The sequence below is a fragment of the Caloramator proteoclasticus DSM 10124 genome (assembly GCF_900129265.1).
GTDB lineage: Bacteria > Bacillota > Clostridia > Clostridiales > Caloramatoraceae > Thermobrachium > Thermobrachium proteoclasticum.
The window spans coordinates 1-26,554 of the sequence record NZ_FQVG01000039.1 but is presented as its reverse complement, the minus strand read 5'-3'; the positions used below and the strand labels follow the sequence as shown (position 1 = coordinate 26,554).

The 26,554-nt window shown below is 32.2% G+C and carries 51 protein-coding genes; all 51 read left to right on the top strand.

All coding sequences use genetic code 11. The features are described from left to right. On the top strand, nt 1–185 hold a 185-nt coding region (locus BUB63_RS13640; protein WP_207647063.1), incomplete at its 5' end, for a hypothetical protein. Continuing rightward, entirely contained in the window at nt 175–357 is a 183-nt protein-coding gene (locus BUB63_RS09355; protein ID WP_073249323.1) for a hypothetical protein, read from the top strand. The genes BUB63_RS13640 and BUB63_RS09355, both read left to right, overlap by 11 nt. Before the next feature lie 16 nt (nt 358–373). Further along, entirely contained in the window at nt 374–1,099 is a 726-nt protein-coding gene (locus tag BUB63_RS09350; protein WP_073249321.1) for a hypothetical protein, read from the top strand. Between the two features lie 114 nt (nt 1,100–1,213). Beyond that, nucleotides 1,214–1,495 carry a LysM peptidoglycan-binding domain-containing protein gene (locus BUB63_RS09345; RefSeq protein ID WP_073249319.1) on the top strand — a complete coding sequence of 94 codons (282 nt, stop codon included), beginning with the start codon at nt 1,214–1,216 and terminating at the stop codon, nt 1,493–1,495. Nucleotides 1,496–1,511: 16 nt separating this feature from the next. Further along, on the top strand, nt 1,512–2,237 hold the full coding sequence (locus BUB63_RS09340; protein WP_073249317.1) for a BRO family protein: 726 nt from the start codon (nt 1,512–1,514) through the stop codon (nt 2,235–2,237). Between the two features lies 1 nt (nt 2,238). Beyond that, nucleotides 2,239–2,367 carry a hypothetical protein gene (locus BUB63_RS14025; RefSeq protein WP_278298866.1) on the top strand — a complete coding sequence of 43 codons (129 nt, stop codon included), beginning with the start codon at nt 2,239–2,241 and terminating at the stop codon, nt 2,365–2,367. After that, nucleotides 2,321–3,124, top strand: a complete 804-nt coding sequence (locus BUB63_RS09335) for a helix-turn-helix domain-containing protein (protein ID WP_073249315.1) — start codon at nt 2,321–2,323, stop codon at nt 3,122–3,124. Before BUB63_RS14025 ends, BUB63_RS09335 begins: the two co-directional genes overlap by 47 nt. Then, nucleotides 3,117–3,260, top strand: coding sequence for a hypothetical protein (locus tag BUB63_RS13635; RefSeq protein WP_159431470.1), 144 nt, complete (start codon nt 3,117–3,119; stop codon nt 3,258–3,260). Before BUB63_RS09335 ends, BUB63_RS13635 begins: the two co-directional genes overlap by 8 nt. Continuing rightward, nucleotides 3,261–3,440, top strand: coding sequence for a hypothetical protein (locus tag BUB63_RS09330; RefSeq protein WP_073249313.1), 180 nt, complete (start codon nt 3,261–3,263; stop codon nt 3,438–3,440). Next, nucleotides 3,430–3,612, top strand: coding sequence for a hypothetical protein (locus tag BUB63_RS09325; protein WP_073249311.1), 183 nt, complete (start codon nt 3,430–3,432; stop codon nt 3,610–3,612). The genes BUB63_RS09330 and BUB63_RS09325 overlap by 11 nt, the downstream gene beginning before the upstream one ends. After that, complete coding sequence (locus BUB63_RS09320) at nt 3,609–3,953, top strand: DUF5406 family protein (protein ID WP_073249309.1); 345 nt, start codon at nt 3,609–3,611, stop codon at nt 3,951–3,953. Before BUB63_RS09325 ends, BUB63_RS09320 begins: the two co-directional genes overlap by 4 nt. 13 nt (nt 3,954–3,966) lie before the next feature. Then, complete coding sequence (locus BUB63_RS09315) at nt 3,967–4,353, top strand: single-stranded DNA-binding protein (protein WP_073249307.1); 387 nt, start codon at nt 3,967–3,969, stop codon at nt 4,351–4,353. Between the two features lie 49 nt (nt 4,354–4,402). Then, entirely contained in the window at nt 4,403–4,735 is a 333-nt protein-coding gene (locus tag BUB63_RS09310; RefSeq protein WP_073249305.1) for a hypothetical protein, read from the top strand. Continuing rightward, a complete protein-coding gene (locus BUB63_RS09305) occupies nt 4,732–4,911 on the top strand; it encodes a hypothetical protein (protein WP_073249304.1) in 180 nt (59 codons plus the stop codon). The genes BUB63_RS09310 and BUB63_RS09305 overlap by 4 nt, the downstream gene beginning before the upstream one ends. Nucleotides 4,912–4,922: 11 nt before the next feature. Next, nucleotides 4,923–5,213 (top strand): nucleoside triphosphate pyrophosphohydrolase family protein, encoded by a 291-nt coding sequence (locus BUB63_RS09300; RefSeq protein ID WP_073249302.1) that lies wholly within the window; start codon nt 4,923–4,925, stop codon nt 5,211–5,213. Between the two features lie 12 nt (nt 5,214–5,225). After that, nucleotides 5,226–5,408, top strand: coding sequence for a hypothetical protein (locus BUB63_RS09295; RefSeq protein ID WP_073249301.1), 183 nt, complete (start codon nt 5,226–5,228; stop codon nt 5,406–5,408). A 15-nt stretch (nt 5,409–5,423) separates the two neighbouring features. Then, a complete protein-coding gene (locus tag BUB63_RS09290) occupies nt 5,424–5,924 on the top strand; it encodes a putative PDDEXK endonuclease (RefSeq protein ID WP_200790212.1) in 501 nt (166 codons plus the stop codon). 1 nt (nt 5,925) lies between these two features. Continuing rightward, nucleotides 5,926–6,108: a hypothetical protein gene (locus BUB63_RS09285; RefSeq protein WP_073249299.1), complete on the top strand. Its 183-nt coding sequence runs from the start codon at nt 5,926–5,928 to the stop codon at nt 6,106–6,108. Then, nucleotides 6,050–6,334: a hypothetical protein gene (locus BUB63_RS09280; RefSeq protein WP_159431469.1), complete on the top strand. Its 285-nt coding sequence runs from the start codon at nt 6,050–6,052 to the stop codon at nt 6,332–6,334. The genes BUB63_RS09285 and BUB63_RS09280 overlap by 59 nt, the downstream gene beginning before the upstream one ends. Then, nucleotides 6,321–6,830 (top strand): DUF5651 domain-containing protein, encoded by a 510-nt coding sequence (locus tag BUB63_RS09275; protein ID WP_073249295.1) that lies wholly within the window; start codon nt 6,321–6,323, stop codon nt 6,828–6,830. Before BUB63_RS09280 ends, BUB63_RS09275 begins: the two co-directional genes overlap by 14 nt. Nucleotides 6,831–6,832: 2 nt before the next feature. Further along, on the top strand, nt 6,833–7,165 hold the full coding sequence (locus BUB63_RS09270) for a hypothetical protein (protein ID WP_073249293.1): 333 nt from the start codon (nt 6,833–6,835) through the stop codon (nt 7,163–7,165). A gap of 15 nt (nt 7,166–7,180) precedes the next feature. Next, nucleotides 7,181–7,348, top strand: a complete 168-nt coding sequence (locus tag BUB63_RS13630) for a hypothetical protein (RefSeq protein ID WP_159431468.1) — start codon at nt 7,181–7,183, stop codon at nt 7,346–7,348. A 4-nt stretch (nt 7,349–7,352) separates the two neighbouring features. Continuing rightward, nucleotides 7,353–7,910 carry a sigma-70 RNA polymerase sigma factor region 4 domain-containing protein gene (locus BUB63_RS09265; protein ID WP_073249291.1) on the top strand — a complete coding sequence of 186 codons (558 nt, stop codon included), beginning with the start codon at nt 7,353–7,355 and terminating at the stop codon, nt 7,908–7,910. Between the two features lie 106 nt (nt 7,911–8,016). Then, nucleotides 8,017–8,142: a hypothetical protein gene (locus tag BUB63_RS14020; RefSeq protein ID WP_278298858.1), complete on the top strand. Its 126-nt coding sequence runs from the start codon at nt 8,017–8,019 to the stop codon at nt 8,140–8,142. Nucleotides 8,143–8,207: 65 nt separating this feature from the next. Beyond that, the gene (locus BUB63_RS13625; RefSeq protein WP_159431467.1) at nt 8,208–8,372 is read left to right on the top strand and encodes a hypothetical protein; all 165 of its coding nucleotides are present in this window, start codon (nt 8,208–8,210) and stop codon (nt 8,370–8,372) included. A 49-nt stretch (nt 8,373–8,421) separates the two neighbouring features. Further along, complete coding sequence (locus tag BUB63_RS09260) at nt 8,422–8,721, top strand: HNH endonuclease (protein ID WP_073249289.1); 300 nt, start codon at nt 8,422–8,424, stop codon at nt 8,719–8,721. Nucleotides 8,722–8,841: 120 nt separating this feature from the next. Then, nucleotides 8,842–9,213: a hypothetical protein gene (locus BUB63_RS09255; protein WP_073249287.1), complete on the top strand. Its 372-nt coding sequence runs from the start codon at nt 8,842–8,844 to the stop codon at nt 9,211–9,213. Next, nucleotides 9,210–10,904 carry a terminase large subunit gene (locus BUB63_RS09250; protein WP_073249285.1) on the top strand — a complete coding sequence of 565 codons (1,695 nt, stop codon included), beginning with the start codon at nt 9,210–9,212 and terminating at the stop codon, nt 10,902–10,904. The genes BUB63_RS09255 and BUB63_RS09250 overlap by 4 nt, the downstream gene beginning before the upstream one ends. Before the next feature lie 15 nt (nt 10,905–10,919). After that, nucleotides 10,920–12,122 carry a phage portal protein gene (locus BUB63_RS09245; RefSeq protein WP_073249284.1) on the top strand — a complete coding sequence of 401 codons (1,203 nt, stop codon included), beginning with the start codon at nt 10,920–10,922 and terminating at the stop codon, nt 12,120–12,122. Beyond that, nucleotides 12,091–12,726: an HK97 family phage prohead protease gene (locus tag BUB63_RS09240; RefSeq protein ID WP_073249283.1), complete on the top strand. Its 636-nt coding sequence runs from the start codon at nt 12,091–12,093 to the stop codon at nt 12,724–12,726. The genes BUB63_RS09245 and BUB63_RS09240 overlap by 32 nt, the downstream gene beginning before the upstream one ends. After that, entirely contained in the window at nt 12,719–13,897 is a 1,179-nt protein-coding gene (locus BUB63_RS09235; protein WP_084106705.1) for a phage major capsid protein, read from the top strand. The genes BUB63_RS09240 and BUB63_RS09235 overlap by 8 nt, the downstream gene beginning before the upstream one ends. Before the next feature lie 47 nt (nt 13,898–13,944). Further along, nucleotides 13,945–14,220, top strand: a complete 276-nt coding sequence (locus tag BUB63_RS09230; protein WP_073249282.1) for a head-tail connector protein — start codon at nt 13,945–13,947, stop codon at nt 14,218–14,220. A 7-nt stretch (nt 14,221–14,227) separates the two neighbouring features. Next, nucleotides 14,228–14,548, top strand: a complete 321-nt coding sequence (locus tag BUB63_RS09225) for a phage head closure protein (protein WP_073249280.1) — start codon at nt 14,228–14,230, stop codon at nt 14,546–14,548. After that, nucleotides 14,545–14,985 (top strand): HK97 gp10 family phage protein, encoded by a 441-nt coding sequence (locus tag BUB63_RS09220; protein ID WP_200790210.1) that lies wholly within the window; start codon nt 14,545–14,547, stop codon nt 14,983–14,985. The genes BUB63_RS09225 and BUB63_RS09220 overlap by 4 nt, the downstream gene beginning before the upstream one ends. Before the next feature lie 8 nt (nt 14,986–14,993). Further along, nucleotides 14,994–15,374: a hypothetical protein gene (locus BUB63_RS09215; RefSeq protein WP_073249278.1), complete on the top strand. Its 381-nt coding sequence runs from the start codon at nt 14,994–14,996 to the stop codon at nt 15,372–15,374. Between the two features lie 12 nt (nt 15,375–15,386). After that, the gene (locus tag BUB63_RS09210; RefSeq protein WP_073249276.1) at nt 15,387–15,803 is read left to right on the top strand and encodes a phage tail tube protein; all 417 of its coding nucleotides are present in this window, start codon (nt 15,387–15,389) and stop codon (nt 15,801–15,803) included. A 118-nt stretch (nt 15,804–15,921) separates the two neighbouring features. Then, nucleotides 15,922–16,212: a hypothetical protein gene (locus BUB63_RS09205; protein ID WP_073249274.1), complete on the top strand. Its 291-nt coding sequence runs from the start codon at nt 15,922–15,924 to the stop codon at nt 16,210–16,212. Between the two features lie 179 nt (nt 16,213–16,391). Next, nucleotides 16,392–16,562 (top strand): hypothetical protein, encoded by a 171-nt coding sequence (locus BUB63_RS13620; RefSeq protein WP_159431466.1) that lies wholly within the window; start codon nt 16,392–16,394, stop codon nt 16,560–16,562. After that, the gene (locus BUB63_RS09200; protein ID WP_073249272.1) at nt 16,552–18,909 is read left to right on the top strand and encodes a phage tail family protein; all 2,358 of its coding nucleotides are present in this window, start codon (nt 16,552–16,554) and stop codon (nt 18,907–18,909) included. The genes BUB63_RS13620 and BUB63_RS09200 overlap by 11 nt, the downstream gene beginning before the upstream one ends. Before the next feature lie 12 nt (nt 18,910–18,921). Continuing rightward, entirely contained in the window at nt 18,922–19,281 is a 360-nt protein-coding gene (locus BUB63_RS09195; RefSeq protein ID WP_073249270.1) for a DUF6711 family protein, read from the top strand. 8 nt (nt 19,282–19,289) lie between these two features. Next, nucleotides 19,290–21,161 carry a hypothetical protein gene (locus BUB63_RS09190; protein ID WP_073249268.1) on the top strand — a complete coding sequence of 624 codons (1,872 nt, stop codon included), beginning with the start codon at nt 19,290–19,292 and terminating at the stop codon, nt 21,159–21,161. Between the two features lie 20 nt (nt 21,162–21,181). After that, the gene (locus BUB63_RS09185; RefSeq protein ID WP_073249266.1) at nt 21,182–21,895 is read left to right on the top strand and encodes a hypothetical protein; all 714 of its coding nucleotides are present in this window, start codon (nt 21,182–21,184) and stop codon (nt 21,893–21,895) included. 24 nt (nt 21,896–21,919) lie between these two features. Then, the gene (locus BUB63_RS09180) at nt 21,920–22,318 is read left to right on the top strand and encodes a phage holin family protein (protein ID WP_073249264.1); all 399 of its coding nucleotides are present in this window, start codon (nt 21,920–21,922) and stop codon (nt 22,316–22,318) included. Next, complete coding sequence (locus tag BUB63_RS09175) at nt 22,318–23,001, top strand: N-acetylmuramoyl-L-alanine amidase (RefSeq protein ID WP_073249261.1); 684 nt, start codon at nt 22,318–22,320, stop codon at nt 22,999–23,001. The genes BUB63_RS09180 and BUB63_RS09175 overlap by 1 nt, the downstream gene beginning before the upstream one ends. A 94-nt stretch (nt 23,002–23,095) precedes the next feature. Further along, a complete protein-coding gene (locus BUB63_RS09170; RefSeq protein WP_073249259.1) occupies nt 23,096–23,563 on the top strand; it encodes a TM2 domain-containing protein in 468 nt (155 codons plus the stop codon). Between the two features lie 34 nt (nt 23,564–23,597). Then, nucleotides 23,598–23,798 (top strand): helix-turn-helix transcriptional regulator, encoded by a 201-nt coding sequence (locus tag BUB63_RS09165; protein ID WP_073249257.1) that lies wholly within the window; start codon nt 23,598–23,600, stop codon nt 23,796–23,798. Nucleotides 23,799–23,932: 134 nt separating this feature from the next. Further along, nucleotides 23,933–24,493, top strand: a complete 561-nt coding sequence (locus tag BUB63_RS09160) for a ParM/StbA family protein (RefSeq protein ID WP_073249256.1) — start codon at nt 23,933–23,935, stop codon at nt 24,491–24,493. Continuing rightward, a complete protein-coding gene (locus tag BUB63_RS09155; RefSeq protein ID WP_073249254.1) occupies nt 24,484–24,666 on the top strand; it encodes a hypothetical protein in 183 nt (60 codons plus the stop codon). The genes BUB63_RS09160 and BUB63_RS09155 overlap by 10 nt, the downstream gene beginning before the upstream one ends. 13 nt (nt 24,667–24,679) lie before the next feature. Then, nucleotides 24,680–24,811 carry a hypothetical protein gene (locus BUB63_RS14015; RefSeq protein ID WP_278298850.1) on the top strand — a complete coding sequence of 44 codons (132 nt, stop codon included), beginning with the start codon at nt 24,680–24,682 and terminating at the stop codon, nt 24,809–24,811. Then, entirely contained in the window at nt 24,808–25,989 is a 1,182-nt protein-coding gene (locus tag BUB63_RS09150; RefSeq protein WP_073249252.1) for an FtsK/SpoIIIE domain-containing protein, read from the top strand. The genes BUB63_RS14015 and BUB63_RS09150 overlap by 4 nt, the downstream gene beginning before the upstream one ends. Beyond that, nucleotides 25,973–26,464, top strand: a complete 492-nt coding sequence (locus tag BUB63_RS09145) for a hypothetical protein (RefSeq protein WP_073249250.1) — start codon at nt 25,973–25,975, stop codon at nt 26,462–26,464. The genes BUB63_RS09150 and BUB63_RS09145 overlap by 17 nt, the downstream gene beginning before the upstream one ends. The last annotated feature ends 90 nt before the right edge of the window (nt 26,465–26,554 follow it).

The following is a 26,554-nucleotide window of genomic DNA, read 5'->3' as shown; positions in this document are numbered from 1 at the left end:
AAAAAAAAACAAAGGAGGTAAGAGGGATGTATGAAACAACATATGACAGAGTATCACAAGAATTATGGAAGATGTGTAGAGAATATGGAGATAAACAAATATACAAATGGCTTTTGGATGTAATAAAGCTCCGAAAAGGAGAACATTATACAAAAGAATTAAGGAGAGAGGCAGATGAGGAGTAGATTTGAAAGAATGCAAAAATATATCAAGAACTTTGAAAAGAGAATGGAAAAGGCCGAAAAAGAAGGCAATTTAGATGAAATTTTAATGTTAGATTCTGAATGGCATGATAGTTTGGCACTAAGGCAAGGTATTGGTGGTGGCTATGAAATATGGGAAGACGAAGATTATTAATTAAGGAGGTTTTACTATGGATAAGGTAATTGAGTATCAAACAATTCAAAATCAGGCAATTATTGATAATTTAAACATTAATCAAGTACATGCAACTATGCAAAAAATAACTCAATTTCAGAAAGTGATTCAGTCAACATTACATCAAAATCACGACTTTGGAGTTGTGCCTGGGAGCTCAAAACCTACGCTTTTAAAGCCAGGAGCAGAAAAAATTCTTATGCTTTTAGGTTTGACAAGTGAATATGAACTTATAGAAAAAGTTCAAGACTATGAAAATGGATTCTTTGCATTTACAGTTAGATGCAAACTCTACAAACAAGACCAACTTATAACTGAAGGTTTAGGCCATTGCAATAGTAAAGAGAGAAAATATCAAAGTGAAAAAGTTGATCCATATACAATAGCAAATACTTGCTTAAAAATGGCTAAAAAAAGAGCTCAAATAGATGCAACATTAACTGTAGCAAGTTTAAGTGATATTTTCACTCAGGACATAGAAGATATGGATTTAGAAGGAAATTCAGTAACACAAATAAGTAGTATGAAAAGAGAAATGAAGCCAGCAAGTAAAAGCCAAATTGCTTATATTCAATCAATGCAAAAAAAGCTGAATATAAATGATGAACAATTACAAAGTATGTTAGCTAAATACAATGTAGATGCATTAGAGAAATTAAATTCAAGTGAAGCATCACAACTTATAACTGAATTACAAAACATAAAGATTGAAGGGCAATAGAAAAAGCCCTGGGCAAAAGGGCTTTTCAATAGAACCGTTTGGTGCGGGAGCCGCCACTCCCTGCACCCTCATTATACCAGAGAATATTAAATTTTTAAATGGGGGATTTAAACAATGAAACGAAAGAAACTACTTTTTATTCTGGCAATTTGCATAGTTTCCTCTTTTACTATTATATCCATCATAAATAGAACTTATGCAACTAAAAAAGAAAAAAATTTGAAATATGAAATATACATTGTGCAACAAGGGGATACCCTTTGGAAGATTGCTAAACGATACACAGATGGAGATCCAAGAAGGCTTATATATGAAATCAGAAAACACAACGATATATCACCAATTATAAGACCAGGACAGGAAATTAAGATACCAGTAAGAAAATTAAGAAAATAAGGATGGAGGGGTACAAATGAAGGATTTAAAAATAATTGATGAAAGAGAAGTATTAGGGAAAAAGTTTAGAATTTACGGGACACCAGAGGAACCTTTGTTCTTAGCAAAAGATGTGGCAGAGTGGATTGAGTATGATTTATCTAGTGTTCATAAATTAGTAGCTTTAGTTGAGGATGATGAAAAGGTTCGGAAGAATGTTCCGACCCTTGGCGGAGAACAAGAAATGTGGTTTTTAACCGAAGATGGCTTATATGAAGTTCTTATGCAGAGCAGAAAGCCTATAGCAAAGCTATTCAAAAAGAAAGTTAAAGAGATTCTGAAAGATATTAGGAAACATGGAATTTATGTAACAGATAAAGTACTAGAAAAAACACTTGAAGATCCAGACTTTATGATTGAACTTCTTACGAAATACAAAGAGGAAAAACAACGAAGGCTTGAAGCAGAAAGAATAAACAATATTCTAATGCACGTCAATAAAACCTATACAGCAACAGAAATAGCAAAGGAATTAGGTTTTAAATCAGCAATAGCACTTAATGAGGACTTAGAAAAAAAGAAGATCCAGTTTAAGCAAAATGGTACATGGGTGCTATATAGCAAATATGCAAACAGAGGATATGTAGAAATTAAACAAGAGGTATTAGACAATGGCAAAGTTATTTATCACAGAAGATGGACTCAATTAGGAAGAGAGTTTTTATTAAAACTCTATGACAAGGTTGAAAAGGAGGCAATGTAAGATGGTAGAAAAGTTTGAAAATTTACCAAGGACAGAGCAGATAGGCATATTCATTGATACAAAGGTAGGTGAAAATGTAGGATATGGACAAGTTCGAAGTCAAAAGAGAATGGCACTATACAATAGTTGAAAATCATATTTTAGAAGTTAATTTAAGCACACAAGCGAAACTACTGTATGTAATTCTTTGTAAATATGCTAATAGAAATAAAGAATGCTTTCCAAATTATGAAACTTTAATGAAAGATATTGGAGTTAAATCTAAAGCAACATTATCTAATGCATTAAAAGAACTAACAAGTATAGGGGTTTTAGAGATAATAAGTGGCAAAGAAGAAGGGAGAAGTAATATTTATATAATTAAAGATAATCCACTGGACTGGATAGGGTGTACAGCAAATGAACAGGGGTGTACAGCAAATGAACAGGGGGGTGTACAGCAAATGAACAGGGGGTGTACAGCTACTGTACACGAACTAAAACCAATTAACTATAACCAAAAAGAACTAAATAGTAGTTGTAGTAGTAATAGCACCGACGTGGGAGAAATTTATAAATATTATGAGCAAGCAGGGTTCGGATTAATCAATCAAAAAGCAGCAGAGTTTTTAGATGCAATGGTTGAAGTGTACTCTAAAGAGTGGGTAATGAAAGCTATAGATCAAGCTGTTAAGAATGCAAAGTACAACCTAAAGTATGTTGAAGGGATATTAATGAATTGGAAACGAAATGGTGGAATACAAGAAAATAGGTCCAAAAAAGAAACAAAAATAACTTCAAAAAAAGTAGTTCAACACCCATATATAAATTACAGTGGGCAAAGACAATACGATGCAAATGAACTGGAGAAAAAACTATTAGGGAAGGGAGAGTTAAGTAATGGGTAATGATGTTTTAAAGATATTAAAAGGTGGATATATGACAATTGGAGAGGTAAGAACAAAGCTTCAGAAAGCAAATGAAGACGAGTTAAGACAAGCGATAATAGATTTCATTATAGAAAAGATGAGGGAGGAGAGATAAATGAAAATCGGAGTGATTCACCCTAATTGGCAAAGAAGTGAATGCTTCAAGGAGTGTCAAACATTAGAGGAGGCAAAGGAGCTAGCTCTACAATATACAAGAATGTTTGGTTGGGCAGAAATCATTGAGTATGAAACTATAGAAGAATATGATAGGGAGGAAATAAGAAATGATAGATAAACAATATGGCAAATATATATTAATTTGCGATTATTGCGGAGAAGAAAGAGAATTTAGCACATTTGATGAGGCGTTGAAATATAAGAGAGAAAACAGTTGGAAAAGTATCAAACATACAGATGGCTGGGAGACAATATGTGAAGAATGCAGAAAGGAGATTGAAGAATTATGAAATCTTACAACAACACAGATAATTTTCAAAAGAGATTACACACAATCGAAATTGTTTTTCAAACAATGGAGTATAAAGGCACAGCAATAATGGAAATGAAAACACGAGGTGCATTAGGGTACGAAGTTATAAATTTTATAGACTTTGAGGATATATGTGAGGATGACTTTAAAGAAAACAATGTGGGTTTTAGATTGCTTGGGGAAGACGATGACGGCAACGAATGGTTTAGAATGATACTAAAAAATGATGAAGGGGGAGCTCTCTTTGTGGAAGATGAATTAAGTTATTTGCCAAATTATGTTGTGAAAGTTGAAATAATAGACTGCAAATTAATATAGGAGGGTAAGATAAATGAACAAGGCAATACTTATCGGCAGACTAACAAAAGACCCAGAACTAAAATTTACGCCATCTTCAGGAATAGCAGTTGCGAATTTCACACTTGCAGTAGATAGAAACTATACCAACCAAGAAGGCAAGAGAGAAGCAGACTTCATACCAGTTATTTGCTGGAGAAAACTTGCTGAAAATGTAGCAAATAACCTAACAAAAGGAAGGCTTGTTGCGGTTTCAGGCTCTATACAAACAAGAAAATATCAGGCCCAAGATGGCTCGAATAGATATGTAACAGAAGTTGTTGCAGAGGAAGTAAAATTCCTTGATTGGCCAAAGGATAAACCTCAAGAGAATATACCAGACAATTTTGTTGAAGTAGAAGGAGAAGAATTACCATTTTAAAAAAGGGGGATTAAAATGGATAGGTATAAAGAATTTATAGATATTATACTTGAGGAAAAAAACAGTTGAACGAAAAAAGATAAGAGAAAAACTTGGAGTAAAAGATAGTAATTTAAACACATACCTGACTAATGCTTGGAAGCAAGGGTATGATATAGAGTTTGAAGGACCAAGACATAAAAGACTATATGTATATAAAGGTAAGTTGCCTAAAAAACAATATATAAGTGTGGATGAGCTAATAGAAAAATTTAAGGGAAAAGAAATTCACAAAAATATTTTAGTTGATGTTGCGATAAATGATACAAAATGGCAAACAAAAACAATAAAAGCAATAATACAGCAAGTAAGTAAGGCTGGAGTTAAGGTGGTGGGGATATGAATAATAAGGAAATATTAGAAATAAGAAAACAGGTGCTGAGCATAGCAACAAGCTTGGCATTGCAGGAAACAGAAAGAACAGGAGAAGATTATTCCAAAGCCTTAAACAAGGCATTAGATGAAGCTTGCATTAGGCTTGGTATAGAACACAAAGAATTCATCAAGATGTTTATATAGGAGGACCAAAGATGGAGATGTTGATTTTAGAAAAGAATGATGAATACATAGATATGTTTTACAAGCTCCATGAGGAAGTAGATGAGCTTAGTTGCGAACTTATCAAACATGTTACAGAGAAGGAAGAAACTAAATTGAAGATAGCTGAGGAAACACTGGATGTAATACAAGTTTGTATAGGCATATTGGACAAGCTTGAACAGGAAGGAATAGACATAGCAAATGAGATAGAAAAGCATAATATGAAATTGCTAAGAAGAGGATGGAGATATAAGTCGGTTTTACATATGGAAAGAGTATAAGGGGGGATAAAAATGATAGACAAACAATATGGTAAATATATATTGGCTTGTGATTTTTGTTTTGAAGAAGCACATAAAAAGTTTGATTGTTTTAAAGATGTTGTCGAATATAAGAAGAAAAAGAAGTGGAGAACACAGAAGATAAAAGATGAATGGACAGATGTGTGTCCAAATTGCCAAAGAAATATATATTGAGTTGGAGGTAGCACAATGACAGATTGTGAAGTAAAGGGAAATTGTAAAAGCTATGAACAAGGCAAATGTTGGATATGTGAAGATTATAGCCTATATTTGCCAGAGGATAAAAGAATCCTCTGCAAAAGACAAATAAGACAAAGAGAGGAAAGGAAGATAGCAAAGAAAATGAAAAAGGAAAGTGAAGCGAGTAAGAGAGGAAAGAGAGCCAAAAGAAAAGGTTATACAGGTGAAAAAGAAGTAGTAGAACTACTAAAACAATATGGAATAGAAGCGGAAAGGGTGCCTCTTTCAGGAGCACTTAAAACAACAAAATATAGCTGTGATGTAGTAGCAAAAATTAATGGAGAAGAAAAAAGGATTGAGGTAAAAAGAAGAAAAGCGGGTTTAAATACAATATACAAGTGGTTAGAGCAGGATAAAAATAGCGATATGCTTTTTATGCGACAAGATAATAAAGGGTGGCTTGTATGTATGCCAGTAGAAGAATTTATATCCTTGATTAAGGAGGAATAATATGTGTTGGAAATGCAAACATCTTTATTACATAGATGGACAAGCGAGATGTGAATTAGATTATAGGGAATTAAGTTTAGCGGATATGGCAAATGATGAATGTGTTGTTAAGGGGGTTAAGAAAGATGAACAGAGCTATGAGAAGGAAGATGGAAAAACAGGTGAGGTCGAAGCTAACAGATAAACAATTTCAAGAATACAAAAATTGGTCAGTAAATGCAACAATAGAAGAGGAAGTAGTAAGAAGATGCGATAATGTTTGGGGAAAAATGACCAAGGCACTAATAGAAGTAATGAGAGAAAACAGGATATCAGAAGAAAGAACACAAAAGATGCTTGAAGAAATGGCAAAGAGATTAAGAAAAATAGTAAATGAAGAGAAGGGGGATTTACAAAATGAACAAGTATAAAAGAGACTATTTGCACGAACAAGAAAGAAAAGATATGATGATGTTTGCAGCTCTAATGGGTGGAGTTGAACATATATCAAATGCTTGGTTTGATAGAGGAATTATAACAAAGGATATGAGGAAATGTCTCAAAACAGCTCATACATATTTGATGAAATTCTTTGAAACAAAAACTAATGAATTAAATGACAAAGAAGTAAAAAAACTTTTAGATAAAATAAAAGATTTTGACGTGGTACTACTTGAAAATGAAAAAATAAAGAAAATGAGAGAGGAAGCAGAGAAAGAAAATCAATGGGTAAAGCTTTATAGAGATGAGTTTGAAGATTGGTGTGAAGAAATTATGAATGTGAATTGTAAGAATTGTAAAAAGTACCATTCGGAATGCAAGTTACACGATATATTTGCTGCGAATAGAGTTCCTGAAAGTGGGTTTGGACTTAACAATTGTAGATATGCCTATTTAGAGATAGAGAAGAGAAGAAGGGGAGCTTAAAGATGGCCTTAGATATGCAAGATATAGGACAAGCTATATTTGAAACAGCGAAGAGGATAGAAAAAGGGACAAATGAACTCTACAAATATGCAAAGGCATATGCAGAAGCTGAAAGGGAGTATAGGCTTGCACTGGCAAAAGAAATAGTAAAGCTTAAGGATGAGAAAATGCAAGCCACTCTCATTCCTGATGTAGCGAGGGGGAATGTGGCAGAGCAGAAATATAAAAGGGACTTGGCAGAGGTATCATATAAAACAGCGAGGGACATGTTGGAAGGTCTAATGGCAGAAATGAGCGGACTCCAAACGATATATAAGAAACAGAGTGAAGTGTGAGGGAGGTAAAGTGATATGAGCCCAGAAGTTGCAAGGTTGGCATATAGAGCAATAATCGACATTAACCAAGCAAGTGGATGTAGTGATTATTGTTGTAGAGAATGTGAGAAGTTCAATGAATGCAGTTTCAAATGTGAGGGAAACCCAGAAAAATGCGGACAGGCATATATCAAATTGAGGTGATGACATGATAAGAGATGACATATTCAGAAAAACAGAAGGAATGTTGTATAGGTATTACAACTATAAGAAAAAATTAGGTAGAATGAAACATAAAATAGAGATATTAGAGCAAAAAAGACAAAAGTTAAGTGAAGATTTAAGAAATACAAATATAGTACTAAAAAGTGATTTGCAAAGTATTACATACGATAAACCATACATACAAAGCAATAATGATAATTCAAGTCAAGCAGAAAGAGAGTTAGAAAGAGTTATAACAAGATTAGAGGAAGAGCTTAAGAAAACAATAAAAGAAAAATTGAAGTTAAGAGCAAAGGTAATAAATATAGAGGCAGAAATAGCAGACATAGAATATGCAATAAATCAAATGAATGAGGAAGCAAAGAAGATTATAGAAATGAAGTATGGTGATGGATGCAGTTTATATGTTATTGCAGATAAATTAAATATGGGGAAAAGTACAGTATCAAGAAAAAGAGAGGAAATAATAGAGGACTTTGCTAAATATTTTGAAATGAAACGTGGGACAAAAGTGGGACAAAGATGGGAAAAAAACAAATAAATTTATGGTATTCTAATTATAAGAAATAAACTCCCAACGAACTCAAGTTAATCTCCCCCGAGCACCTTAGAAGGTGCTTATTTTTTTAGAAAGGAGTTGAGGAGAGGTGGGAAAGAAGAAACCAAAGAAGAAGGAGAGGAAAGAACACCTCTCCTTTCGTGATATAGAGGAGCTTATGCAAAATGGTCATGTATATAAAAGACACAAGGGAGCATATAGGCAGATAAGATAGTAAGGAATATATAACTTATATATTAGCATAAATATTATAGGAAAATATGAAAGGGGGAATAAAAAATGTTTGGGAAGAAAGAAGAAGATAAATATTTAGATCTCACACCAGAACTTAAAAAAATGTACGGAAAGAATTGGAAGTTAATATGTGCTATAGAAAGAAATACAAAAGCACTTGAAGATATAACTGAACAACTGAAGAGAATTAATGAAAAATTAAACAGATAAAGAGCTCTTAATAGGGCTCTTTTTTCATGCTATAAAAGTAGGTGAGATAATGGCAAGGGAGTTTGCAAAGAAGTTCTACAGTAGCAAAGAGTGGAAAGAATGCAGAGAAGGATATAAAAAATTGGTTCATGGATTATGCCAACGTTGTGGCAAACCTGGGGATATAGTTCATCATAAGATAAAACTAACACCACAGAATATAAACAATCCAGAAATAACATTAAGCTGGGATAATTTAGAGTTGTTATGTATAGATTGCCATAACAAGGAGCACATGAGCAAATACAGTACAACAAGAGAAGATGTGATGTTTGGAGAGGATGGGGACTTGGTGCAAGCCCCCCTATAACTGCGGAAGGAATGGGGTAGCCGACACCGTGCGTCCTACCTTCGAATAACACACAAGTTGTTCTATAAGGGGGTGTGGTATAAAAAATAAAAAACAGACATAAAAGAGAGGTGAAATTTAATGAGAGATAAAGCGATAAAAAAGGATTTATCAAAAGAAGAAAGGATAAATCAGGAAGTAAAAAGACTTAACAAGATTTTCAGTAAGATAGATACTAAGACAAAAAAAGCAGTACATTCTCTTATTGAAAATGCTGCATTTATGTCTGTTACTTTAGATGATTTACAAAAAGAAATTATAAAAAATGGGGTTGTAAGTGAATATCAGAATGGAGAGAACCAATGGGGAACTAAAAAAAGCCCAGAGGTTGAAATATATAATACTATGATAAAAAATCACATGGCTATAATGAAACAATTAGCGGACTTATTGCCAAAAGAAGAAATCAAACAGGAGGATGACGGATTTGAGGAGTTCGTGAATAGTAAATGAGTAGGAAGATAACATATCCATTTGCATATAATCCTATACTTGAATATTGGGAACAAATAATAACTGGGAAAGTTGTAGTAAGTCGCAAGGTTTATAAAGTATATGAGGAACTTGCAAGAATAATAAGTGATGCTAATAGTGAATGGGAATACAACCCAAAGAAGGCTAATCACGCTATTGAATTTATTGAAAATTACTGTAAACACAGTAAAGGTAAAATGGGTGGTAAGCCTTTTATTATGGAGTTGTGGCAAAAGGCATTAGTAGCAGCTACATTTGGTATAGTTCATAAAATAGATGGCACAAGGAAATATCAAGAAGTCCTATTAATAGTAGCGAGAAAGAATGGGAAATCCACATTAGCTGCTGCAATAGGATTATATTTAATGATTGCAGATGGAGAGCCAGGAGCAGAAATATATGCAGCAGCAACAAAAAAGGACCAAGCCAAAATAATATGGCTTGAAGCAAAGAGAATGGTAAAAAAATCACCGTCACTTTCTAAAAGAATTAAGACATTAGTGGCAGAGCTTACGAGTGAATTTAATGATTCATCATTTAAACCATTAGGAAGTGATTCAGATACATTAGATGGACTTAATGTTCATGGAGCTTTGCTGGACGAAATACATGCTTGGAATGATAAAAATCTTTATGATGTCATTGTAGATGGTACAACAGCAAGGGAACAACCGTTAATATTTATAACAACAACAGCAGGAACTGTAAGAGAAAGTGTGTATGACATTAAATATGATGAGGCTGAAAAGGTTATAAATGGGTATAATGACGAAAATGGATATAAAAACGAAAGATTATTACCTATCATTTATGAACTTGATAAGAGGGAAGAGTGGACTGATGAGAAATGCTGGCAAAAGGCTAACCCAGGGTTAGGAACTATAAAAAGCATAGACCAATTAAGAAATAAGGTTAATAAGGCGATTGCAAATCCTTTACTTGTTAAAAATCTATTATGCAAAGATTTTAATATAAGAGAAACGACGTCAGAAGCATGGTTAACATTTGAACAACTAAACAATCCTGCTACGTACGATTTAGGAAGGTTAAAGCCTAAATATGGTATAGGTGGAGCTGATTTATCATCTACAACTGACTTAACTTGTGCAACAGTTATATTTATGGTTAGAGGAGATAATACAATATATGTAATGCAGATGTATTGGTTGCCAGAGGATTTATTGGAGCAAAGGGTATTGGAAGATAAAATTCCGTATGATATATGGAGAAATATGGGACTTTTAAGAACAGTACCAGGGAATAAGGTTCATTATAAGTATGTAACTGAATGGTTTTTAGAGGTTCAAAATCAATATGGGATATATATACCTTGGATAGGATATGATAGTTGGTCAGCTACTTATTGGGTAGAAGAAATGAAAAGTTATTTTGGTGAAGAAAGTATGGAACCAGTTATACAAGGCAAGAAAACATTATCAGGGCCAATGAAAAATATGGGTGCAGATTTAGAAGCAAAAAGAATTAATTATAACAATAATCCAATATTAAAATGGTGTCTTTCTAATACATCAATTGAAATAGATAAGAACTTAAATATACAGCCAAGTAAATCACAAAATCAAAGAAGGCGTATAGATGGAACAGCAAGTTTATTAAATGCGTATGTAACATTAGAAAGACATTATGAGGACTATCAAAATATGATATGAAGGGAGGTGTGATGATTGGGATTATTTCAAAGGATATTTGGAAACAAAAATACAACACAACAATCAACAACACGCTACGAACTTATAACCGATTATGGTAATGGGTTCTATGCGTGGGATGGAAACTTGTATAAAAGTGATTTAGTTAGAGCTGCAATTAGGCCTAAAGCTCAAGCAATAGGCAAGCTTAATGCAAAGCATATTAGAGATTATAATGGAGAATTTAAAGTTAATCCAGAGCCATATTTAAGGTTATTGCTTGAAGAACCTAATCCATTTATGACAATGCAAATGCTATTAGAAAAATTAACAATTCAATTAGCACTCAATCACAATGCATTTGCATATATAAAACGTGATGCGTTAGGCTATGCACAAGAAATATATCCTCTTCCTGCAACTTCTGTTGAAGCAATAGAAGGTAAGGAAGGGGATTTATATTTAAGATTTACTTTTGCGAATGGTAAAAGGACAACAATTCCTTATATAGACATTATACATTTGCGAAGGGATTTTAATGAGAGCGATTTATTTGGAGACCCTCCACAGGCAACTTTAAAAAATTTAATGGAAGTTGTTAATACAACAGACCAAGGAATAGTAAAAGCAATAAAAAATTCGATGATTATAAAATGGCTATTGAAATTTAAGAATGTATTAAGACCAGAAGATAGAGATATGGAAGTTGAAAGGTTTGTTGAGTCTTTCTTGTCTATAGATAAAGGTAAAGGAGTTGCAGCAAGTGACCCACGTTACGATGTGGAACAAATAAAGTATGAAAGCTATGTTCCTAATGCGGCTCAAATGAAAGAGACCACTCAGAGGATATATAGCTTTTTTAATACAAATGAAAATATAATTCAATCAAAATTTACAGAAGATGAGTGGAATGCATATTACGAAGCTGAAATCGAACCACTGTCAAAACAGTTAAGTGGAGAATTTACAAGGAAAATATTCAGTAAAAAAGAAAGAGGGTTTGGGAACAAAATTATATTTGAAGCAAACAGCCTTCAATATGCCTCAACTTCTACTAAATTGAACTTGGTTCAAATGGTAGACAGAGGAGCATTGACACCAAATGAGTGGAGAGAAGTAATGAATTTGGGACCAATTGAAGGTGGAGACAAACCTATAAGACGTCTTGACACAGGCGTTGTAAAAACAGAGGAAGGAGGTGAGGAAAATGAAGGAGAAGGAATTAAGGCAACTGGTTAATGAAAGAATTGAGGTTAGAGAAGAACAAAATCAAGAGAGAAGAACAATAGGAGGTTATGCACTAAAATATAATTCTCCTACTCTAATAAGAGATAGGTGGGGGGATGAATGGCTTGAAGAATTTGCTCAAGGTGCATTTGACAAATCTATTGAAAAGAAAAACCAAAAAGCTTTATGGAACCATGATTCATCAAAACCATTAGGAAGTGTCAAAGCAGGGACATTAAGATTCATACCAGACATTACAGGGTTACATTATGAAATTGACTTACCTAATAATTCATGGGGAAATGATGTATATGAAATAGTAAAACGTGGTGATGTAGATGGTTCATCATTTGGGTTTATTCCTATAGATGATGTTTGGTCTAAGGTTCAATATGAAGGTAGAGAAGTTTATAAAAGGAGCATAATTGAAGCAGAGCTTATCGAGGTTTCACCTTGTACTTTTCCAGCTTACGATTCAAGTTCAATAAGTAGTAGAAGTTTTCAAGATTTTAAAGATAGTTTAAAAGATTTACAAGAAAAACAAGAGCTAAGAAAGAAAGCTCAAAAAATAAATTTAGAAATTATAAGTATGATAGGAGGAATTAAAAATGAATAAGGAAGCTATATTAATAAGAATGAAGGAAATTGCAGAAGAAATCATCAAGGAAGGGGCAGACGTAAACAAACTTGAACAAGAAGCAAATGAATTAAGAACAAAATTAAAAGCTATTGAAGAAAGAGAAAGAATATTAAAAGAAGCACAAAATATAAATAATGGAACAGGTAATGTAATTGATTCTATTAATAAGACAGAAGAAAGAGAAGATAAGTATTCAACATTAGAATACAGAAAAGCTTTTAGAGAATATTTAAAAACAGGTGTTGTGTCAGAAGAATTAAGAGCAAATGCAACAACAATGACTACAGACATTGGAGTAGTTATCCCAACAACTATAATGAATGAAGTTGTTCAAAAGATGAAGGCTTCAGGACAAATTTGGGAAAGAATTAGAAAAACTGCTTTCAAGGGTGGAATTAAGATACCAACAGCTTCAGTTAAGCCTGTAGCAACATGGCAAGCAGAAAATACATTGGCTGACAAACAAAAGAAAACTATTAATACCTATATTGAATTTGGTTACTATAAACTTCAATGTAGAATTGCAACAAGCTTAGAATCTGATACAGTATCACTTGATGTTTATGAAAAGACAATTGCAGCTGACATAGCAGAAGCAATGATTATAGCAATTGAAAAGGCTGTAATAAGTGGTACAGGAAGTGGAATGCCAAAGGGTATTATAAATCATACATCAGAAATTCCAGCAGAACAACAAATAACAATGGCATCAGCTGATATGGGTAAATGGGATAAATGGAAGAAGAATGTATTTGCTAAGATTCCATTAGCTTATGAAGGTAAGGGACTGTTCATAATGTCAAAAGCTACATTTGAAGGTTATATTGATGGAATGGTTGATAATAATGGACAACCTATTGCAAGAACAAATTATGGTATAACAGGAGCTCCTGTTAGAAGATTTGGTGGATATGATGTATTGGTTGTTGAACCAGATTACTTACCAAATTATGATACTGCAAATGCTGACGATGTATTTGCTATATTTGTTGACTTAAATGAGTATGTGTTTAATTCTAATATGCAAATGACAATGAAAAGATACTTTGATGAAGACACAGACGAGTGGATTGATAAGGCGACACTTATTGGAGATGGTAAGTTAAGAGATGCAAACGGTGTATTATTAATAAAGAAAGGTGCTTAATTAAGAGGAGGATTATCCTCCCCTTTTTATTTTAAGAGGGTGATTAAATGCTTTTAGATAAAATTAAAATTGCATTAAGAATAGATGGAAATGATTTAGACGAAGAAATTTTAGACTTAATATATGCAGCAAAAGCTGATTTAAAATTAAGTGGAGTATTAGAAACAAAAATAGTTGATACAGACCCACTTATTATTAGGGCAATAACAACATATTGTAAAGCAAATTCAAGTTCGGATAATAACGAAGCAGAAAGGTACCAAAAATCATATGAAATGATAAAAAATCATTTGACTTTATCTCAAGAATATATTAGAGAGTGATGAAGAAATGAAAATAAACGATTTACGACATAGAATTACACTACAAAAACTTGAAATGGTCCAAGATAGTTATGGTCAAGCTACTGAAAACTGGGTAGATGTAGTAACTGTATGGGCAGCTGTAAACCCAATATCAGGTCGTGAATTTTTCCAAGCTGAAACGATAAACAGCGAAGTTACGCATAAAATCCTAATCAGATATAGAAAAGGTGTAGAACCTTCAATGAGAGTTAAATTCAAGGATAGGATATTCACAATTTTATCGGTTATAAACTTTCAGGAAAAAAACGAAGCTCTACAGCTCATGTGCAAGGAGCTGATAGAATGAGTTACAAAATTCAAGGAATGAGAGAACTACAAAGAAGCTTAAAAAGGCTTGGAGATGTACCACAAAAATATGTAACTAAAGCTGCAAAACAAGGTTCAACAATCTTATTAAAAGCAGCAAAACAAGGTGGCTGGGTTGACCGGTCAGGGAACTTAAGAAAAGGGATAATATTAAAAGGTGAAAAGTCGAAGTTAAAAGGGAAAAAAGTATATCAAGTAACATTTGATACAGCTTACAATGATGTTTTTGTAAAAATATCAAAAACAGGAAAAAGAGCATATTATCCCGCTTCACAAGAATATGGATTTAGAACCAGAAATGGAGGATATGTTCCTGGATTTCATTTTATGAAAAATGCTGTTGTAGAAAATCAAGCAAAAGTAGAAAGAAAAATAATAGATGTGATGTCAAAAGAAATTGATAAAGCCTTAAAGTAGGTGAGAGCGTGAATTTTGAAGAAGCTTTGAGATATGAATTGAATTCTATAGATGAAATAAAAAACAAAATATATCCTTTATATGCTCCGCAAGAAGTAATAAGTCCATTTTTAGTATATAAGAAAACGATGCTTAAATACTTAATGACTATAGATGGTAGATTAAATGGAATAGAAGCAGAATATGGACTTGTATTAATTACAAAGACTTATGCGGAAGCTCAAAATATTTCTAAAAAAATAATGGATGTTGTATTTGATATGTTTGCAAGGAATATAGGTGATAATGGTCCTTATATACAAGCTATTGAAATTGTTAATTTGGGTGATGAATATGAATATGAAACAGAGTGTTTTAGAACTAATTTTAAAATTGAAGTAAAATATTAGGAGGTGTATAGTATGGCAGTAAGAGCATTAGGAACAGTTCTAAAAATAGGAACTGGAGCAGAAGCAAAGACAGTTGCAGGACTAACAGAAATAGGGGGACTTGAACTATCGGCAGACACAATCGATACCACAACACTTGATTCAGAAGGTGGATACAGAAAATTTATAGGTGGTTTCAAGGATGCGGGAGAAGTATCTTTGAGTGGTTTTTTTGATCCAGAAACAGGCAATGGACAAAAGGAACTATATGACGCATTTGAAAGCGGAGCGGAAACAGATTTTGAAATTGTATTTCCAACTGCACTTGGTGCAAAGTGGACCTTCAAAGGTGTTGTAACAGGTTTCAAGACTGGTGCTTCTCTTGAGGACCCAGTTTCGTTTGAAGCCACAATAAAAGTAAGTGGAAAGCCGACTTTAGTTGTGTCCTAATTTAATTTAGGAGGTACTAAGGTATTACCTGCCTTAGAAAAATGGCTCTAAAATGATTTAAAGCGGGAACGATATTATCCCGCTTTTATCATTTTTTGTCGAAGAAAGGAGAGATAAGATGTTTGTACCAGTTCAACTTGATAAAATGAGAAATCTTAGATATGGAATGAAGGCAATATCACTTATAGAAAAAAAGTTTGGAAAAAGTATATCAAAAATAGATATGGATGATATGACTATGGAGGAAATAGCAACTTTTATTTGGGCTGGGCTTGTCCACGAAGATAAGGAATTAACACCGGACAAGGTTATGGAAATAGTTGATAATTTTTCAACTGTTCAAGCTGTAATGGAAAAAGTATCGGAAGCTATGAACTTAGCATTTGGTGGAACTGTTGAAAAAAAGTAATTGAAGGCAGCAATGAGGATACTGAATTTAATATTTATGAGTATCTTCAAGCTGCCACTTTAGCAGGAATAACTTTTAGTCAGTTTTGGGAGCTAACACCTTACGAAATAAGCCTTATTGTTAAGGTTAAAAATGAAATAAAGGAAGAAGAAACAAAAGAAAAAATAGCCATAGCATATATGACAGCTCTTTGGACAGCTCAATGGTTCTCAAAGAGAAAACCTAAGCCACTTGATGAAATATTGCAATTAAAGGTTAGAAAGGAAATGACAGATGAGGAAATGTTAACACGAGTAAAGAACCTAAATGCCATCTTTGGCGGAGAGGTGGTGAGAGAGGATGGCAACTAAAAATATACTTATTCGTGGTGGTGCAGACTTTAGCGGAGTTAAAAAGGAATTACAAAAAACACAGCAACAACTGCAATCATTCCAAAATGGTGTAAGTAGTGTAATGAAGAAAATAGGAATGGTTCTTGCAACTATTGGAATAGGAAAAGCAATCAAAGATGCAACAAAAGAAGCAATGAGTTTTGAAGCAAGTTTTCAACAAATAGGACGTATTATGGGAGCAAATGCAGGAGAATTTACAAAATGGGCTAATTCTCAAGCATCAGCACTTGCTATGTCAAAAGGAGAACTTATTAAATATGGTGCAGTATATGGGAACCTAATAAGCGGTTTTGCAAAATCAACTGGAGAAACAATGCAATATACACAAGATTTATTAAAGGCAAGTTCAGTAATTGCAAGTGCGACAGGTCGCTCAATGGAAGATGTTATGGAGAGAATCCGCAGCGGTCTTTTAGGTAACACAGAAGCAATTGAGGATCTTGGAGTAAATGTCAATGTTGCAATGCTTCAATCAACTGAAGCATTCAAAAAGTTTGCAAATGGCAAGTCGTGGCAACAGTTAGATTTTCAAACACAACAACAAATAAGACTAATGGCTATTTTAGAGCAGACAACTAAAAAATATGGCACAGATTTGATGAATAATACAGCAACAGCTCATGCAAGGTTTATAGCAGAACTTAAAAATCTTCAACTTGCTTTAGGACAGGCATTTCTACCAATATATCAAGCGGTTTTACCTGCACTAACTGCCTTTATACAAAAAATAACTCAAGTATTTAGTATAATAGCTCAATTTTCTCAAGCACTTTTTGGAAAGCCATCAGAACAAAAGCAACAAGTGGTAAATACTCAAGCACAGTCAAAGGCACTTGGTGGAGTAGCAAAGGGGTATGACAAGGTCGGTAAAGCAGCTAAAAAGGCAAAGGGACAGCTTGCTGGATTTGATGAATTGAATACATTAGGGAAAGGTACATCAGAAACAGGAAGTGGTGGAGCAGGTGAAGGAACAGCAGGTACAGAAATACCTGCAATGGATATGAATGTTCAACCTCTATCTAATAGTATGGTGGAGGTTAGTGAGAATATAAAGAAAACTGTTGATAATATAAAGGCGAAGATAGAAGAATTTAAAGCATTTTTTGAAGAAAATAAAGTCGCTATAATATCAGTTTTATCAGGTTTAGCAGCAGGTTTTGCAAGTTTTTGGGTGATGTCTAACTGGGGAACAATAACAGCAGCTTTTCAAGCGGCTTGCACAGCCATAACAACAGCAATAAGTTCAATATCAGCACCAGTTCTTGCAGTAGCAGCATTAATTGCTTTGTTAGTAGGAAATATAATTTATTTATGGCAGACGAATGAAGGCTTTAGAAATTCAGTAATTGAAATATGGAACTCTATAAGCAATTTTTTGAAAACAGTAGTAAGTGATACTTGGAATATAATAAAAGGTATATGGGAGTCATATGGACAGACGTTAATTAATAATTTAAAAGGATTTATGACATCAATACAAAATTTAATTCTTACACTTTGGAATGGATATATACACCCTATCATTAAAACAGCTTTAGAAACATTAAAATGGCTTTGGGATAAGCATTTAAAGGATACAGTTCAAGTTGTTTTACAGTTTATAATGAAGCTTGTTAATGGTGCTTTGGAACTATGGAATAAGTTCTTTGCACCTATAATTAATTGGTTATTACAAAACTTTGCACCTGTTTTTAGGACAGTATTTGGAACATTAATTGCAGTTGCAGGAACATTTTTAGCTGGTATAGCAGACGTTGTCAAAGGTATATTTAGAGTTTTAGGAGGTCTAATTGATTTCATAGTTGGAGTATTTACAGGAAATTGGAGAAAAGCTTGGGAAGGAGTTAAGGCAATATTTAAAGGTATATTTGACGCACTTTATGGAATAATAAAAGTTCCTTTAAACCTAATAATAGACGCAATAAATTTTGTAATAAAAGGCTTAAATCAACTTCTAAGCTTTAAAGTACCTTCTATAATTCCGGGTATAGGAGGAAAACAAATAGGAGTAACGATACCAACCATTCCTAAACTTGCACGAGGAGGTATAATTGATAGTCCAACTGTGGCAATGATAGGTGAAGCAGGTCCTGAAGCAGTTGTTCCACTTCAAAATACAGGCTTTGTTCAAGCCATAGGTCAAGCAGTAGGTGAAGCTGTAAGAAGTGCAATAGGAAATGCAAAAGGGAATACACATGATACAACAGTTGTTCTAAAGCTAAATGAAAATGAGCTTGGAAGAGCAGTAATTAAGGCGATAAATAACGTTCAAAGACAAACAGGAATGACGCTTATTACTATATAAGAAGGTGATTATATGCAACTAAAAATAAATGGGACACAAGTACCAGTGATGCCTAAAACGTTATTGGTAACGTCTATGGATATAGATAATGAGGAAACAACAAAAAGAACAGCAGATGGAACTCTTATAAGAGATAAGATAACAACAAAACGAAAAATAGAGCTTGAATGGGGATTGCTGAAGTGGAATGAAGTATCAGCAATCCTCAATTTAGTTAAAGATGTGTTTTTTACAGTTTATTATCCAGACCCTATGACTGGGAAATACGAGACCAAAACTTTCTATTGCTCGAACAGACCTGCTGGAATAGCAATAGAAAAAGGAAATGAAATATATTGGTCGGACATAAAATTGAGCCTTATTGAAAAGTAGGTGATAAGATGTATAACATATCGCAATTATTTAAGGATTTGTGTGATAGCAACAATCGAGAATTTGAGATGAAATTAATCGTAAATGATGAAATTGAAATAGATGATAGCAAAATATTTGATTTAGAGATAGAAAATAGCATTATAGCAGGAGAAACATATACAATAGGCAATTGTATTGCTTCGAAACTTGTTGTAGAAGTTTTAGAAGTTGAGGATATACCATTAAAAGCAAAAGTAATTCCCTATTTGAGGATAAAAGATAGTGAACAAACGAGCGAATGGCTTCAATTAGGTATTTTTTATATTGAGGAAAAAAGAAAAACACAAAACAGATTTGTTTATACTTGTTATGATGCTTTATTTTATTCAGACAAGAAATATATATCACAAAAAACATTACCGACGACGACAATAGAAATATTAAATGAAATAAAAACATTATTAGGTATAGAAGCAGATATATCAAATGTTAATTCATATCCTATTAATTATCACATAGATGGAACTATCAGAGAAGCTTTATCCGAAATAGCAACAATGAACGCAGGAAACTTTATTATAGATAATCAAGGTGTTTTGAGACTTATTAAACTACCTGCATATAATACTGACAGTATAAAAAGTTTTACAGGAAGTGACTATATCAATATTCAATATAAAAATGAATGTGCAGAGTTCTCAAAGTTAATATTTACAAAAGATAGTGTGGAATACACAAAAGGAGAGGGAACAGAAGAAAAGACTTTTAATGCAACCGGAAGGGAATATTTTATTAATAATCAATTTGAAACAATTTTAAATAACATTTATAGTTCCATATCATTAATAAAATATACTCCAATCAGTGCAATAGTAAAAGCTTATCCTTATTTACAGGTTGGAGATAAAATAAAAATTGTGGACTACAAAACAAATGAGGAAATAGACACATATATAATGAGGATTATATTGCGATATTCTGGTGGACTATCAATGCAAGTGGAGTCTAAATTTAAAACTAATGAAAAGGTTCAAAATACAGGAAGTATTATAAAAAGAGCTGAAAAGGTTGTTGAGCAGATAAAAGGTTTTACGATGGTGAAAAATGAAAATCCTATTGAGGTATATGATACAAGTGAGGTTACTTTATTAGAAATGCCTTTAATTTCATTACAAAGTGCAGACACCTCAGCTATTGATATAACAGCTTATATTCAAGGTACGGTTCAGAAAGATTTGAGCGAATTTGATATTACATTACAAACTAATTCAGTAAGTAATTTAAATTTTAATTCTGATGTTACATTAAATACACTACCACAAGTTACTACAATAAACACAGATGAAACTACACAACAACAGATTAATGAGTTATTAACACAGACTACAACTTTACAACAAAATATCACAAGTGTGAATAATGATTTGATAGATGTGAAAAGTAAGGTAAACACATTTAATCAACAAACTCAAAATAGTATATCTAAATTGATTGAAAACGATAACACATTAAAAACCTCTATTGTCAGTCTAAATAATAGGTTTAATGAGGTTATAAATTGTAAGTTAAGTTTAAAACTCTATTTAGATGATACTTTATTAAAAGAATTTAAAGTGAACTATACAAATGATGAAGATTATATAACTATAAAATATCTTCTAACTAATATAAATAGTGGTGAATACACATTGAAATTAGTTGCTAAAGTTGAAACCGAAAATGTTACTTTAAGCATTGATAAAGAAGGTTGTTGCTTATATATAAGAGCAGGGCAACGGGTAAAGCCTGTTGTGAAGGTGGAGGGGGAAGGTGGAGGACAAGAAAAAAAGAGTTATGAGTTACTTGGAGGACTAATTGAAAAAAGTATAATAGAAGAAATAATATTTATACCAAAATAAAAACAAAGTGAGGTGACATTATGCCGTATATTCAACAAACTACACCTATTGCAGTATATCCACAATATAATTCGGGAGGTTATCTTGATGAAGTACAAATTTTTAGTAGAATGAAGAACGCAGGATTATTACTTGACTGGATAGGTCAATGTGAAGTTGATACGAATGCCACAACTGCACATTATACTATAAAAAATCTTACGGATTTTGGTTTTGCTTTTAAAGCTAATAGTAGTAATGGATATATATATACCTCAAATCTTAAAACAAAAACAACTATAAGCACAATAATGACATGGTCGGGTTCTTATCCAGTAGATTTAAATACTACAACTATAATAAATTATTTTGTTAATGATAAAGCCTTTTGTATTTATTGGGGAAGTAATTTTTATTTATTTATTATAAAAGATTTTGTTATGACCGATAACTACATGATTGCAAGTGGAGGGTATCCTACTGCAACAAACACGGTGTCTTCAATAATAACAAATACAGGTACAAGTTCAATTAGTGCAATAAATTATATTTGCAATTCATCAAATTTAGGTATAAATAAAGGAATAAAATATAAACCTTTAATCACTTATCAAGGACAGTTAGTAGAAAGTAATTACAATGTTTATTTTGGAGCCTTTGAATTAGGTACTGTTATTAATAATGAAATATTATTCCCTATTTATAGAAATCCGCGTTCGGACTCACTGTATTTTATAGGAATACCATTATCATAATCTTTAGAATAGGAGGTGCGATACATGAAAAACAATCATTTACAATTAATCTTTGCTACTATAGGTGGGTATCTTGGGTATTTTTTAGGAGGATTTGATGGGTTTATGTATGCTTTATTAATTTTTATGGTTATTGATTATGTTACAGGGGTTATGGTCGCTATACTTGAAGGTAGACTATCAAGTGCTATTGGGTTTAGGGGTTTGTTTAAGAAAATCTTAATTCTAATTATGGTAGGTATAGGGAATATAATTGATAAAAATGTGTTAAATAACGGCAATGCCATAAGGACAGCCGTTATTTTCTTTTATATGTCAAATGAGGGTATAAGTATAATTGAAAATTCTGCGAAAATAGGGTTACCTGTACCTAAAAAGTTAACTGAGGCATTGGAACAAATTAATAAGGAGGGCGAAAACTAATGGCAAGGGTTTGTTTGGACTATGGACATGGTGGACAAGACGCAGGAGCAGTTTACAAAGGTAGAAACGAAAAAGATGACAATTTAAAACTTGGAAAAAAGGTTGCTGAAATACTAAGACAAAATGGTATTGTAGTTGATGAAACAAGGACAGGCGATAACACTGTATCGCTACAAGAAAGAAGTAATTTTGAGAGAAAGAATAATTATGACTACTTTATATCTTTTCACAGAAATGCAAGTGTACCGGAAAAAGCAAAGGGAGTTGAAACCTTTGTATATTCTCTAACTAATGTAAGAGCTAAAGCACTCGCTGACAAGGTACAAGCTAATTTAGTGGCCTTAGGATTTGTTGACAGAAAGGTAAAATCGGCTAATTATCATGTACTAAGAGAAACAAAAGCACAAGCTATCTTAATTGAAGTTGGATTTATAGACAATACAGAGGACAATAATCTATTTGATACAAAATTCAATGATATAGCTAAGGCAATAGCGAAGGCCATATTAAATCAATTAGGAATAGAGTATAAAGAACAGATGCAAGAACAATCTACAACAAGTAGTCAAGTGCTTTACAGAGTCATGGCAGGTTCATTTAGTAGCAGAGAAAACGCAGAAAAGCAGGTAAAAAAGCTAAATAAATTAGGGATAGATGCAACTATAATGGTATTTGATAAATAGAAACACCCCCAGCGATTAGGCTGGGGCTTTTTTTTATTTTTTGAGAAGGAAGGAAATAAAATGTATAGAATATACATATAAAGGGGGTGTTTGTATGGATAAAAAGAAATTATTTTTAATTTGTCTTTTTACTGGCTTCTTAGGTGGACATTATTTTGCGATAAATAAATACAAAAGAGGAATTTTGTATTTATTTACTGCAGGGTTGCTTGGGTTTGGATGGTTTTATGATTTAATAAGAATAGCCATGAGTGGTGATTTTGCAATGGTTATTGAAGAAAAAGAAAGATTAGCACGAAAGCAAAAAGAAAAAATTATGATTCAAAAAAAGTTAGAACAAGAAAAAATAAATGAATACCAAAAAGAAGGAGTGCCATATTGTCCAAGGTGCCATTCAACACATCTCACAGCTCAAAAGAAAGGTTTTGGAGTAGGAAAAGCTGCGACAGGTGCTTTGTTAATTGGTCCATATGGTTTGTTAGCTGGTGGTATAGGAAGTAGAAAAATCGAATTAACTTGTTTGAATTGTGGATATAGATTTAAAATAGGGGAAAAAAGATAATATCAATAAAAGCAAAATAGAAAGATGTGGTGTTATGGTAAAAAATCGTCTCAAGGAAATACGAATGCGTGAATATATGATGAACCAGAAGGTGTTTGCAGAGTTCATTGAAATAGATATAAAATCATTATCTAATTGGGAAAGAAACATAAGTAGGCCAAATTTAGAAATTGCTCTAAAAATAGCAAAAAAGCTAAACAAGAAAGTAGAGGATATATGGTATTTAGAGGATTAACATATATCCTTTATTTTTTTGACTAAAAATCAAAATTAATTGGAATAATTCAAAATAAATTAGAATAAATATATACCAAAGAAAAGAAAATGGGGGAGATTTCAGAATGATAATCGGAGTAGATTTAGGCAATTATGCGACAAAGACATCAGAAGGAGTATTTTTTCTATTCTTTAAATGGAATAGACAAAAAGATAATAATTGAAGATGTAGAGGTATATCCAGAAGGTCTTGGAGCAATAGAAAGTTCATTTGATGGTATTATTATTGACATAGGGGGGAGGACGACAGATATTGCAGAAATAGAAAATATGAAGGTAAAGAATCCTTTTAGCTTACCAGCAGGTACTATGAATTTATACAGTGATTTTATAAAGGTAATAAATGATAAACATTCATTAGACCTAAAAATTAATGATGTTGATAGAATTCTTAGAAATGGATTAAAGATATATGGAGAAGAAAAAGACATATCATTTGCATTAGAAGTTTTTAGGGAATATGTAGAAAAGATAATTAGCGAACTACAAATAAATTACAGCATAAAAACACATGATATAAAGCTTACTGGTGGTGGAGCTGTACTTTTAGCAAAGGCATTTCTTAAAAGACTGCCTAATGCAGAAATAGTTGATAATCCTTTCTTTGCAAATGCAATAGGATTTAAGAAAGTGGGTGAATCTATATGGCTATGAAAATTAGTGTTAGTTTTAAAGAGAATGAAAAGCATATTTACGATTATTTGATGACTAAGCTAAGTCCTTCAATATATTTAAAGGAATTAATATTGCAGGATATGAAAAAACAAAAAGATGAGCAGAAACAGTCTAAAGTAAAAATAAATACATTTAATTCATTGGATTTTTAATGGGGGTGTAATTATGTTTAAACTTGATATTATGATTTTAAATTTTATCAAAAGACTTATAGAAGACCCATATATACAATTAATAACTGTGTTATCTGTTTATATATTTTTATCAGCAATTTTACCGGAGGAGAAGAAAAAATGATAACAGAGTTAGTTTTAACAGGAGTAGCATTTTATTTATATAAAAATTGGGATAAAGTAGTTATAAGAAACAAATGGAAACAAATAACTCATTCAAAAGCTGAATTTACGAATAGACTTGAAAAGACATTGAAAATTTGGTCAATAGAAAGAACAGAATATGGCCATATAATAACTGTGGAGCTTCCTTATAGTTATACAGTAGAAAAATTAAAAAAAGATTTAGATATTTTTAAAGAGGGATTGCATTACAAAAGCATACAAATTGAAAGTGAAAAAAACATTGTAAAAATGTATTGTATAAAAGAGTTTAAATTTAAAGAATATACACCAATTAAACTACCTCCAAATAAGCTTCTTATTGCAGATGGATTAACAGGACCTATTATTGTTGATATGAACAAATTCCCACATATGCTAATTGGAGGAGATACCGGAACAGGTAAAAGTAGAATATTGCTGCTTATTCTGACCAACCTTATAATGCATTGTGATGATGTAGAAATATACTTGCTCCAGATAAGGAAAAACGATTTAGGTGTATTCAATAACTGTAAACAAGTAAAAGTAAATTCAAAGACTTTAGAGGAAGTTTTAGAATCGTTAAAAGAGATTGACAAAGAATGCAGAAGACGAGAACAGCTCATAGACAACATAAAAGGATTTTACAATATTGAAGATTATAACAAAGCTAATAAAAATAAATTAAAATACATTTATGTTGTTATAGAAGAATTTTCATTTTTAAATATTTCAAAAGGCGATACAAAAGAAGAAAAGCAAATCAAAGCACAATGTTTAAAACATATCAAAACAATTGTCAATGTAGGAAGGTCCTCAGGAATCTTTTTAATTACAGCTCTACAAAAGCCTACCAATGATAGTATCCCAAGTGATATTAAAGCACAGTTATGCACAAGAGTAAGTCTAAAAATAGCAGATGAACCTGCTTCAATTGTTATTTTAGGAAATGGAGATGCAACAAATCTACAGGAAAGAGAATTGATATGCAGGACATTAGGAGAACAAAAGGGATATAGTTATACTATTTATCACGATTTAATTATGCAGCATATTAAAGATAAGATAATTGAAAAAGAAAAAGTTAAAAAGTATGCTCCGCCAAAACCAAGCAATGTAGATGATATATTGAATTTGCTCAATGAAATTAACAGATAGAGATACTAAAATAATTAATTTCATCAATGAATGTGGCGGAGCAACAATAGAACAGATACAAAAATTATTCTTCCCTTCCTATGATATGAGTGCAAACAGGTTAAAAATTCTTGTTGATAATAAATTTTTAAAAGTTAAGATTCATCCGATATTGGGTAAGAAAGTTTACTATACAAAGAAAATGCCTTCTTTTCATTCTCTTTGCATTACTGATATTATGATACAGCTTAAAGATGAAATTAAGTTTATGCAAAGAGAATATAAAATAAAAAATAATTATGTAGATTGTATTTTTGTCTTAAATTCTGGAAAAATAATAATATTAGAGGTAGATATTTATAACAGAACAAAGGAAAGCAAAATTAAATCGGTACTTGAAGCATTGGAACAGACAGGAGCAACTGTGGAGGTTTGGATTGTAGGGAAAGGAAAGAGAAGAGAAAAAATAAAAAATGTAAAATATATTGAGTTATAAACCATAATATATTAAGTATCATAGGAATTTTAAACCTGAATTATTCACCAACCAAAAATTAAACTGAAAAATATTTATAAGAAATCTTAG